This is a genomic window from Sorangium sp. So ce406, from assembly GCF_051474675.1.
GTDB classification, from domain to species: Bacteria; Myxococcota_A; Polyangia; order Polyangiales; family Polyangiaceae; genus Sorangium; species Sorangium cellulosum_G.
This window is the reverse complement of record NZ_CP150340.1, coordinates 5,553,573-5,565,000: the sequence shown is the minus strand read 5'-3', so window position 1 is coordinate 5,565,000 and position 11,428 is coordinate 5,553,573. Positions and strand designations below refer to the sequence as shown.

Sequence of the window (11,428 nt, the reverse complement as noted above, 5' to 3'; positions counted from 1 at the left end):
GCACGGCCGAGGCGCCGCGCTGACCGGCTCCGCGCGAGCGCCGCCGATGGCCAAGAAACGCTCCCCCGAAACCGATCCGCTCGCCCGCTTCCACCCGGCCACCCAGGCGTGGTTTCGCGGCGCCTTCGCCGCGCCCACCCCCGCTCAGGCCAAGGGCTTCCCGCCCATCCTCGACGGCGCGTCCACCCTGCTGCTCGCCCCGACAGGCTCCGGCAAGACGCTCGCGGCCTTCCTCGCGGCCATCGACCGGCTCATGGCCTCGCCAGAGCCCGACGCCGCCGAGCGCTGCCGCGTCCTGTACGTCTCGCCCCTCAAGGCGCTCGCCATCGACGTCGAACGGAACCTGCGCGCCCCGCTCGCCGGGATCGCCGCCGCCGCCGAGCGGCTCGGCCTGTCCTACCGCGTCCCCCAGGTCGGCGTGCGCTCCGGCGACACCAAGCCCGAGGACCGCGCGCGCCTCGCCAGGAAGCCTCCGGACATCCTCATCACCACCCCGGAGTCGCTCTACCTCCTGCTCACCGCCAACGCGCGCGATCGGCTGCGCAACGTCGAGACCGTCATCATCGACGAGATCCACGCGCTCGTCGCGACGAAGCGCGGCGCGCACCTCGCCCTGTCCCTCGAGCGCCTCGAGGCCCTCCGGCAAGCGACCCGGCCCATGCAGCGCATCGGCCTGTCCGCCACCCAGCGGCCGCTCGACGAGGTCGCGCGCATGCTCGGCGGCGGCGAGATCGAGGGCACCGGCGCGGGCGCCCGCTTCGCGCCGCGGCCGGTGACGATCGTCGACGCGAGCGCCCCGAAGGCCCTGGAGCTCCGCATCGAGGTGCCCGTCGAGGACATGACCAAGCTCGGCGAGGTGGCGCGGGCAGGCGAGGGGCCGCCGCCAGGGCCGGCCGACCCGGCGCAACGCTCGATCTGGCCGAGCATCCACCCGCGGCTCGTCGAGCTCGTGCGCGCCCACCGCACCACGATGATCTTCGTGAACAGCCGGCGCCTCGCCGAGCGCCTCGCCGCCGCGCTGAACGACACCGCGGGCGCCGAGATCGCGCTCGCGCATCACGGCTCGATCGCGCGCGAGCAGCGCCAGCAGATCGAGGAGCGGCTCAAGGCCGGCCTCCTGCCGTGCATCGTCGCCACCTCGTCGCTCGAGCTCGGCCTCGACCTCGGCGCCGTCGACCTCGTCATCCAGCTCGAGGCGCCCCCGTCGGTCGCCGCCGGGCTCCAGCGCGTCGGCCGCGCCGGCCACGAGGTCGGCGGCACCTCGCGCGGCGTCGTCTTCCCCAAGCACCGGGGCGACCTGCTCGCGTGCGCCGCGGCCGCGTCCCGCATGCGCGAAGGCAAGGTCGAGGCGACCCTCTACCCGAGGAACCCGCTCGACGTCCTCGCCCAGCAGATCGTCGCCGTCGCCTCGATGGACACCCTCCACGTCGACGCGCTCTTCTCGCTCGTGCGCCGTGCCGCGCCGTTCGCCGACCTGCCCCGCGCGAGCTTCGAGGGCGTGCTCGACATGCTCTCCGGCCGCTACCCGTCCGACGAGTTCGCCGAGCTCCGGCCCCGCATCGTCTGGGACCGCGTGGGCGGCGCCGTGCGCGCGCGCAAGGGCGCCAAGCGCCTCGCCGTCGTCAACGCCGGCACCATCCCCGACCGCGGCCTCTACGGCGTCTTCCTCGATTCCGGCGGCGACGCGGCGCGCCCCGGCCGGCGCGTCGGCGAGCTCGACGAGGAGATGGTCTTCGAGGCCCGCGAGGGCGAGGTCTTCCTCCTCGGCGCCTCGTCGTGGCGCATCACCGACATCACCCACGACCGCGTCCTCGTCGTCCCCGCGCCGGGCGAGCCGGGCAAGATGCCGTTCTGGCGCGGCGACCAGGCCGGGCGCAACGCCGAGCTCGGCACCTCCATCGGCGCCCTCGCGCGGCGGATCGCCTCGCTGTCCGACGACGAGGCCGAACGGGCGCTCGCCGACGAGCACGGGCTCGACGCGCGCGCCGCGCGCAACCTCGTCCGGTACGTGCGCGACCAGGCCGCGGCCACGGGCGAGGTCCCGAGCGACCGCGCCATCGTCCTGGAGCGGTTCGTCGACGAGGTCGGCGACTACCGCATCTGCCTCCTGTCGCCGTTCGGCGGCCGCGTGCACGCGCCGCTGTCGACCTGCATCGCCGAGAAGTGCCGCCTCGAGCTCGGCCTCGCCGTCGACACCGTGTGGACCGACGACGGCATCGTCCTGCGGCTGCCCGAGTCCGAGTCGCCCCCCGACGCGAAGCAGCTCCTGCCGCAGGCCGACGAGGTGGAGGACCTGCTCGTCCGCGGCCTCGGCGACACCGCCCTCTTCGCCTCGCGCTTCCGCGAGTGCGCCGGCCGGGCGCTGCTCCTGCCGCGCAAGTTCCCGGGCAAGCGCTCGCCGCTCTGGGCCCAGCGCAAGCGCGCCGCCGACCTGCTCGCTGTCGCGTCGCGCTACGGCTCCTTTCCGATCCTCCTCGAGACCTACCGCGAGTGCCTGCGCGACGTCTTCGACCTCACCGCGCTCGAGGACCTGCTCCGGCAGATCGCCGCCCGCAAGGTCCGCGTGGTCACGGTCGACGTGCGCGCGCCGTCGCCGTTCGCGGCCACGCTGCTCTTCGCCTATGCGGGCAACTTCATCTACGAGGGCGACCTGCCGCTCGCCGAGCGAAGGGCGCAGGTGCTCGCCATCGATCACGCGCGCCTGCGCGAGCTGCTCGGCGAGGCCGAGCTGCGCGAGCTGTTCGACGCGGACGCGGTGGTGGCCCTCGAGGCGTCGCTCCAGCGCCTCGACGGCCGCATGCCGCTCAAGCACGAGGACCAGGTGCACGATCTCCTGCTCTCGCTCGGCGACCTCACGCGCGACGAGATCGCGGCGCGCGCGGCGGGCGCCGACGTCCCGCCCGAGGCGGCCCGCGAGCGCGCCGCCGCCTGGATCGACGAGCTCACGCGCGACCGGCGCGTCATCGAGATCCAGCTCGGCGGCGAGCGCCGCCTCGCCGCCGCCGAGGACGCGGGCCGGCTGCGCGACGCCTTCGGCGTGGTGCCGCCGCCCGGCCTGCCGATCGCGTTCCTCGAGCCGGCCGCCGACCCGCTCGCCGAGCTCGTGGCCCGCTACGCGCGCACGCACGGCCCCTTCCGCGCGGAGGACGTGGCTCGGCGCTTCGGCCTCGGCCCCGCGCCGGTCCTGGCCGCGCTCGCGCGGCTCGCCGAGCGTGGCCGCGTCGTCGAGGGCGAGTTCCTCCCCGGCGGCCGCGGCCGCGAGTTCTGCGACGCCGAGGTGCTGCGCTCGCTGAAGCGCCGCTCGCTGGCCCGCCTGCGCGCGGAGGTCGAGCCGGTCCCGCCGGAGGCGTACGCCCGCTTCCTCGCCGACTGGCACAACCTGCACCGCCGCCGGCGGGGGCTCGACGGCCTGCTCGCGGCGCTCGAGCAGCTCCAGGGCGCGCCGCTGTCGGCCTCGGCCCTGGAGGCCGAGATCCTGCCCGCGCGCGTCGAGGGCTACCGCCCCGGCGATCTCGACGCGCTCTGCGCCGCCGGCGAGGTCATCTGGCGCGGCGTCGAGCCGGTCGGCGACGGCGACGGCCGCGTCGCGCTCTACCTCGCCGAGGCGTACCCGTACCTCGCCCCGCCGCCCGGCCGCGCCGAGGGCGCGCTGGCCGAGAGCATCCGCGCCGCGCTCGCGCGCCGCGGCGCGCTCTTCTTCTCCGACCTCTCGCGGGAGACGGGCGCCTTCGGCCTCGACCTGCTCGGGGCGCTCTGGGATCTCGTGTGGGCCGGCGAGGTCACGAACGACACGCTCGCCCCGCTGCGCGCCCTCGGCCGCGAGTCCCGCACGAGCGGCCGCCGGCGCGATCGCGATCGCCCCGCGCCCGGCCGCGGCCTCTCCGCCTTGCGGGCGCGCCGGATCGGCCCGCCGGGCAGCGAGGGCCGCTGGTCGCTGCTGGCGCCCCCCGGAGCCGCCGCGAGCGCGGCCGCATCGACCGCCGGCGCGACCAGCGCGAACGCGCCCGCGACCGCATCGGCCGCCGGCGCGACCGGATCGACCGCCGGCGCGCCCGGCGAGACCGAGCGCCGCGCCGCGCTCGCGCGCGCCCTGCTCGAGCGCCACGGCGTGCTCACGCGCGAGGCGGCGGCGGTCGAGGGGCTCGCGGGCGGCTTCTCCGCCGTCTACGACGTGCTCCGCGCCATGGAGGAGGCCGGCCAGGCGCGGCGCGGCTACTTCGTCGCCGGGCTGGGCGCCGCGCAGTTCGCGGTGCCCGGGGCCGACGACCGCCTCCGCGCGTGCCGCGAGCCGTCCGACGATCCGCGGACGCTCGTCCTCGCGGCCACGGATCCGGCGAACCCGTGGGGCGCCGCCGTCCGCTGGCCCGAGCTCGCCGGCCGCGGCGACGGCGCTCCCGAGGGCGCGGTCCGCGGCCCGGTGCGTCCCCAGCGCGCCGCCGGCGCCCTCGTGATCCTGCACGACGGCCGGCTGCTCGCGTGGATGGGCCGCACCGAGCGGAGCCTCACCACCTTCCTGCCCGAGGCCGAGCCGGAGCGCGGCGACGCGATCCGGGCGATCGCGTCGGCGCTCGCGGCGCTCGTCAGCGAGGGGCGTCGGCGCGCGGTGCTCGTGGCGACGATCGACGGCGAGCCGGCGCACAGCTCGCCCCTGGCGCGCGCGCTCGCGGACGTGGGCTTCACCTCCGGGGCGCACGGCTACCTCAAGCGCGCTCCCACGGCCGAGCGGGGCCCGTGGCGCCCGCGGCAGGTGCCCGGGAACGCGCCCGACTGGGCTCGCCGCGCGGCCGCGGCGGGCGTCGACGGGTCCGAGGACGACGTCGACGGCTTCAAGCCGCCGCCCGGCCTGCGCACCTGGCCGGCCCAGTCCACGGCGGGCGGGTGGCGGATGTCGCCCCCCGGCGCGACCGGCGCTGGCGCAGACGACGGCGGAGCGCGCGCGGTCGAGGGCGGCCTTCCTGACGACCTCGATCTGGACGACGACGACGCGCTGTTCGACGACGGCGCGGGGCTCGACGACGGATCGGCGTGATCTCTCCCGGCGCGCTGCTCCGGCAGCCGCGCCTCGCTCACGCCTCCAACAAAAAAGGACCGCCGAGCAGCCAGGAAGGGGCGACCCTTCGTGGTTCCTCGGCGGCTCTTGCTCGTCGTTGCGGCGCGGGAGGGATCTCGCGCGGCCCGCTGCTGACGAGGTCAGCCCTGGTGGCTGTGCTCGCTCGGCTTCACGTCATGGTCGCCGCGGCTCTTGCGGGTCCCGTTCGACGCCTGGCTCCGCGCCTCGGCGCCCTTGCGCCCGATCGTGGCCATGTGCTCGCGGTTCTGGCTGACGACCTCGCCGCCCTTGCGGCCCGCCGCGCGCGCCTCTTCGGACGTGAACTCGTGCGCCGTGCCCTTCTCATGCGCCGCCTTGCCGCCCTGGCTCGCGATCTGGCGCTGCTGCTCCGCGTTCATCGCCGCGAAGCCACGCTTGCTCTCGCTCATCTGTCCCATGCTCCACTCCTCGGATTGATGTGCATCGTGAACGTCACTCGACGACCGTGACTACCTGCCGCCTAGCCACATCGCGCCGGCGGTGCCGGCGACGCCAGGCGCTGCTGCAACGCGGGTGCCAGACGGGAGAGCTCGGACGATTCCCACGATGCGTCGAGGCCGGACAATTGATGACCACATGCCCGCGGCAGGTGTCCTCTCCAGGACCCGCTGCGGCAAACTGCCTCACTGTGCGTGCGACCGTGCGTGGGCGCCCCAACTCCATGCGGACTCAGCCGTGCGGGCCTCGATGACGTGCCGTGCGATCTGATTTTCTTGTTGCATTCCTCTGAGTTGCGCTTCGCACTCGGCGAACGAGCGACGAGATGACCTGTCGTCATCTCGTGACACGGGGGGTGCCGCGAGGGCTTCCAAGGATTCGCCTGCACAGCCGCCCGGCTTTGCGATCGAGCCTCCGGTGACCTCCGATGTCTCGCCATCTCACCCTCTATTCTCTCCGCTCGGCACCTCTGCTTCCTGTGAGGCTGTCTATTTACGTTGATGCGGTTTCGTGTCGGATGGACCGCAGGGATCCTCGGCGGGATCGCCCGGCAGGGCGGGGGAGGGCGGCGCTGGCGCGTTGCGTCTTGACATCGCGGCGCCGCTTCCGCTCTCGTTGCACTGCATCATCACGCCAGCCTCCCTCGAGCCGGCTAGGGCCGCGTCCGGGGACTGTGGTGACGATATTTGCGGGAGATCCACGATGGCGGTTCCGATTCCGGGGGCTCGGCTCGACGGGGGCCAGCCCTTCTCACCGAAGACGACATCCTCGCCTCGCCGCGCGCGCGGGCGTTCTCCGGGGGCCTCCCGCGGCGCGGGCCTCCTCGCGCTGGCGCTCCTCGCCGGCTGCGGCGGGGCCACGGGCCCGGCGCCCGCGGAGAGCCCGGCGTCGGGCCCCGAGCCCGCGGCGAAGGAGCCGTTCGACCTTGAAAAGGCGCTTGCCCGCGAGGCCGACGATCTGCCCGCCCGTGAGGTCCGCGCCGCGGACTGGTCGGCGCGCGCGTTCGGGGCGGCGCAGCCGAAGGTAGAGCAGAAGGAGAAGCTGGTCGCGCTCTCCATCCCTATCGGCACGGCCAGCCAGGTCGAGTGCTTCGTTTACAACACGATGCTCGACTCGGGCGAGGTGATAAGGAATTTCATCGAGCTCCTCGACCCCGAGAAGCTCGATGTCGCCCGCATCATGCCCTGGGAGATCAGCGTGCACCGCGAGAGCCCCGCGGTGTTCGTTCAAGCGCTCTACTTCACCCAGACCGGCGCCGGGAAGGCGGCCGGGCTGCTCAAGATAGCGCTCCACGCGGACAAGGCGCACCCCGTCGCCTGCCTGCACGACGAGGTCGGGTATGTCCGCACGTTCGAGCGGCTCGCCAAGGGGCTCTTCGACTCGTTCGACTCGAAGAGCGCCGCTGCGAAGCCCGAGTACACGGACACGGTGATCCTGCGCCTCAACAAGCTCCCTGTCGGCTTCGAGACGAGCGATCTGTTCAAGGACGACGACGGGCAGCGACGATGGCTGTCGCGCTCTGCCACCTTCATCCCCCAGGGCCCCAGATCGCTGCACATCGAGGACGAGGCGTCCAACGTGCTCATCGATCCCGAGGGGCGCATCAAGGGAGGCGTCTGGGTCGAGACCTCGCAAGGGGCGGTGAGCCACCGGATCGAGCTGTCGCAGAAGAAGAACTTCCAGTACGACTACGCGGGCGAGGTCGAGGGCAAGAAGGTCCAGGGGACGATCTCCCTCGCGGCCAAGGCGTGGCTCGCCTCGCCGGTCGCCACCGCCTCGGAGCTCTCGCGGCTCCTCAAGAAGAAGGGCGCCTTCGACCTCAAGCAGCAGGAGTACATGCCCTCCGTCGACCCGACGAAGCCCGTCGACGTCCAGTACCTCCGCGACGCCTCGGGCTCGGTCACGGTCAACATGAGCACCATGCGCCTCGTGGGCAGCCTCGCGCCCGACGGCCGCCCGGAGTCGTTCCAGGTCTCGAACGACGGCGCCGCGCTGACGCTCCAGCGGGCTTACGTCCGAGGGAAGCTCTAGGCGCTGCCCCACCGCGCGGCGAGCGCGAGCGTCCGCGCGTTCTCGCGGCGGGCAAGGAAGAGCTCGCGCGACGCCGGGCCACCGACCATGGCGGCACGGGCGAGCAGCCGGTCGCGCGCCGCGGAGATCGCCGCCCGCGCCCCGGCCAGATCGCCGTTCGCGGCGAGCGACTCGGCGTGGGCGAGGCGGACCAGCGACTCGCCCTCCTCGACGGCGCCGAGCGCCTCGAGCAGCGACATCGCCTCGCCCGCCGCCACGAGCGCCTCCCCGGCGCGCCCCTGGCCGAGCAGCGCCTGGGCCAGGACCGCGAGCGCCGCGGCGCGGAGCGGCGGCACGGCGTCGAGCGCGGCGGCGGCGGCGCGCGCCTCGCGCTCGGCCCGCTCGAGCTCGCCGGCGAGGACGTGGGCCTCGGCGAGGTAGGTCCGCGACGTGCCGACGGCGCGCGGGTCGCCCTGCCGCTCCTCCTCCTCGATCGCCTGCCGGAGCGCCCGCTCGGCCGCCGCGAGCTCGCCGCGGTGCGCGAGCACGTGGCCGAGGTTGGCGAGGGCGAGCATCGCCGGATCGTGCAGCCCCATGCGCTGCGCCTCGGCCATGGCGGCGCGCAGCGCCTGCTCGGCGCGCTCCAGGTCACCGAGCTCCGCGTGGAAGAAGCCGAGGTTGCTCCGCGCGACGCACGCGTTGCGCCGGTCGCCGGCGCGCTCGAACGCCTCGAGCGACGTCCGCGTTGTCTCGAGGCAGGCGTCGAGACGCCCGCTGGCCATGAGCTGCACCGAGCGCGCATTGCACACCCGCCCGAGCAGCTCGGGGTCGAGCGCGCTCCGATCGTCCGCGGCCCCGTCGAGCTCCTCGAGCAGCGCGTTCGCCGCCGCGTAGTCGCCGCCGAATGCGACGAAGTTGGCGCACTCGACGAGGCACACGAGCCGCGCGCTCGCCGCCCCCTCGGCGGGCGGCTCGCCGCTCGCCGCGTCGGCCCAGCGCGCGACGCGGTCGTAGTTCCCGAGCTTGCCGGCCGCGAGCGCGGCCTGCTGGACCGCGCGAAACCAGCTCGCGGACCCGGGGGGCAGGTGGTCCGCCGCCTCGACGCCGCGCTGCTCGCCCCGCGCGAACTCGCCGCGCCAGGCGTGGGCCTCGGCCTGCACGAGGCGCAGCGCCCCGAGCAGCTCCCCCGCCGCGCCGCACCGGACGCCGCGCTCGGCGAGGTCGAGCGTGGCGACGAGATCGTTGCCGAGGAGGGCCTGCTCCGCGGCGCGCTGGTACCAGACCGCGGCCCAGCCCGGATCCCCGCCGCGCTCGAAATGCTCCGCGAGCAGCGCCGCGTCGGCCTCGCCCGCGCGCTCCAGCCACTCGCCCGCGAGCCAGTGGCCGAGCTCGCGATCGCGCTCCGTGAGCATCCCGTACGCCGCCTCCCGGATGAGCGCGTGCCGGAAGGTGTACTCGGCCTCGCCGGCGAGGCTCTCCCCCCGGCCGCGCACGATGAGCTCGCGCTTCTCGAGCACCTCCAGCGGCCGCCCGGCGTCCGCGCCGCCGAGGAGCGCGGCCACGCCCCCACGCCAGAACGTCTCGCCGAAGACGCTCGCCGCCCGCAGGGCGCGCCGCGCCTCCAGGTCGAGCGCCTCGAGGCGGGCCTGCACCATCACGAGCACCGTCTCGGGCACGCCCGCGCCCTTGCCCCCGGCCACGGCGCGGAGCTGCTCTTCCAGGTAGAACGGGTTGCCGTCCGCGCGGTCCACGAGCGCATTCACGAGCTCGTCGCTCGCGTCCTGGCCGAGCGCCTGGCGCACGAGCCGCTCGCTGGACCGGCGCGTCAGCCCCACGAGGCGCACCTCGAGCGCGCCGCGGCTCATCCAGAGATCCCCCAGCGTCTCGCGCATCTCCGGCCGGCCGAGCCCCAGCACGAAGAACGGCAGGTCCCGCAGGTTGCGCAGCGCCCCGTCGACGAGCCTCACGGTGGGCAGGTCGCTCCACTGCAGGTCCTCGAGCACCAGGATCACGGGCGCGCGCGCGCACTCCGCGCGGAGGAAATCCTCCCAGGCGGCGCGGAGCTGGTCGTTCATGAGCACCGGGTTGCGCCGCGCCGCGCGGAGCTGCACGTCCTCGTCGTCCGCGAACCGCGCGCCGACGAGCTCGCCGAGGAAGGCGGCCACGCGCGCGCCGCCCTCGGCCCCGCGCTGCGCGACGCGCGCCCTGAGCTTCTGCCGCCGCGCCTCGAGCGGCTCGTCGTCGACCAGGCCGATCGCGCGGCGCAGCGCCTGCGCGAGCAGCCCGAGCGCGGAGCCGGCGCGCATCGGGTCGCCGCGCCCGATCCAGATCTGCGCCCCCTCGCCGCGGGCGCGGAGCCGCTGGAGCAGCTCGTACCGCAGCCGCGACTTGCCCGATCCGGCCGGCCCGATCACGACCGCCGCGCTGGACAGCGACTCCTCCACGCACTGGAGGAACGTCGTCTCGAGCAGCGCGAGCTCCCGCTCGCGGCCCACGCACGCCGTCGGCCTGCCGAGCAGCAGCGGCGGGGCGTCGAGGTGATCGTCCCGCTCCCCGTGCAGGCGCTGCCAGGCGCCGTCGGGCGCGACGTCGAACCGGCCTCCGAGCAACCCCGCGGTCACCTCGTCGACGCGGATCGGCCCCGCCCCGGCGGGCGCGCGGTCCGCCGCGATCATGACGACCGCGCGGTCGATCAGCTCGCCCACGGGCGCATGGGGCCCGAGCTCCGCGCGGCCGGAGACGAGGGCCACGGGCGCCCCTCCGAGCACCGCGCGCAGGGAGAGCGCGCAGCGCGCCGCTCGCACGGCGAGGTCGGTCGGCGCCTCCGCGCTGGAGAGCGCGATGACGGGCGACTGGTCGGCGAGGATCTCGAGCTGCCCGCGGTAGCGCTCCGCCACCGCGCGCAGCGCCCGCGTCCGGTGGTCCATCGCCTGCGCCGCGCGCGCCGGCGCCGCCTCGACGGTCGCCTCGCGCGCCAGGATCAGGCTCACCACCTTGCGCTCGCTGCTCGTGATCTCGCGCGAGCGGGCGCCGGGCGCCGACGTCGTGGGCCCGTCGAGCATGCGCTCGCCCAGCGCGGCGAGCTCGGCCGCGACGGCGTCGCCGTCGTCCGGGCGGCGGTCGCGGCACTTCGAGAGCATCTGCGCGACCAGCGCCTCGAGCGCGGCGGGGAGCTCCGGGCGCAGCTCCCTGAGCCGCGGCGGCTCCTCGAGGACGACCTTGAGCGCCACCGAGAGCGGGTCGTTTCCCTGGAACGCCGCGCGCCCGGTGAGGCATTTGAAGAGCACGCAGCCGAGCGAGAAGATGTCCGCGCGCGCGTCGATGTCCGGCTCGCCGCGCGCCTGCTCGGGGGCCATGTAGCCCGGGGTGCCGAGCATCGCGCCCGTCGCGGTGAGCCGCTGGTCGACGCCGGCCGCGCGCGCGATCCCGAAGTCGATCAGGGTGACGCCCTCGACGGCGGCGCCCGCGAGGAAGATGTTGCTCGGCTTCAGGTCGCGGTGGACGACGCCCTCGCGGTGGACGGCGCCGAGCGCGGCCGCGACGCGCACGCCGAGCGCCATGATCTCGGCGAGCGTGAGCTCCGCCCGGCTCAGCCGCTCGGCGAGCGTCTCGCCCGAGAGCCACTCCATCGCCAGGTACATCTCCTGCGCGGCGGTCACCCCGTCGGCGATGTACCGCACGACCCCCGGGCGCTGCAGCGCCGACAGCGTCCTGACCTCGCGCGCGAAGCGGTCCGACCCCCGCTCGCCCGAGCCCCGCAGGACCTTCACCGCGACCGTCTCGCCGCTCCGCCGATCGCGCGCGCGGTACACATCCCCCATGCCGCCGGAGCCCGCGAGACACTCGATCTCGAACCTGCCTCCGACGATCTCACCAGCGCGCATGGGCGCC

At 75.2% G+C, this 11,428-nt stretch carries 4 protein-coding genes; 2 read left to right on the top strand and 2 right to left on the bottom strand.

Features of this window, described 5'->3' with window-relative positions; translation table 11 throughout:
- The first annotated feature begins 46 nt into the window (after positions 1-46).
- Positions 47-5,029: a DEAD/DEAH box helicase gene (locus tag WME96_RS20475; RefSeq protein WP_437291775.1), complete on the top strand. Its 4,983-nt coding sequence runs from the start codon at positions 47-49 to the stop codon at positions 5,027-5,029.
- A 161-nt stretch (positions 5,030-5,190) separates the two neighbouring features.
- Here the strand turns inward: WME96_RS20475 and WME96_RS20470 are convergent, their stop codons facing one another.
- Positions 5,191-5,487 (bottom strand): KGG domain-containing protein, encoded by a 297-nt coding sequence (locus WME96_RS20470; protein WP_437291774.1) that lies wholly within the window; start codon positions 5,485-5,487, stop codon positions 5,191-5,193.
- A gap of 742 nt (positions 5,488-6,229) precedes the next feature.
- Here WME96_RS20470 and WME96_RS20465 point away from each other — a divergent pair.
- Positions 6,230-7,558, top strand: a complete 1,329-nt coding sequence (locus WME96_RS20465) for a hypothetical protein (RefSeq protein WP_437291773.1) — start codon at positions 6,230-6,232, stop codon at positions 7,556-7,558.
- Here the strand turns inward: WME96_RS20465 and WME96_RS20460 are convergent.
- Positions 7,555-11,421, bottom strand: a complete 3,867-nt coding sequence (locus tag WME96_RS20460; RefSeq protein ID WP_437291772.1) for a protein kinase domain-containing protein — start codon at positions 11,419-11,421, stop codon at positions 7,555-7,557. The two genes, WME96_RS20465 and WME96_RS20460, sit on opposite strands and share 4 nt — an antisense overlap.
- Between the last annotated feature and the right edge of the window lie 7 nt (positions 11,422-11,428).

What these genes read in the sequence shown, in the direction of transcription:
- WME96_RS20460 (WP_437291772.1), bottom strand. Translation starts at nt 11,421, where the DNA reads ATGCGCGCTGGTGAGATCGTCGGAGGCAGGTTCGAGATCGAGTGTCTC.
- WME96_RS20470 (WP_437291774.1), bottom strand. Translation starts at nt 5,487, where the DNA reads ATGGGACAGATGAGCGAGAGCAAGCGTGGCTTCGCGGCGATGAACGCG.
- WME96_RS20465 (WP_437291773.1), top strand. Translation starts at nt 6,230, where the DNA reads ATGGCGGTTCCGATTCCGGGGGCTCGGCTCGACGGGGGCCAGCCCTTC.
- WME96_RS20475 (WP_437291775.1), top strand. Translation starts at nt 47, where the DNA reads ATGGCCAAGAAACGCTCCCCCGAAACCGATCCGCTCGCCCGCTTCCAC.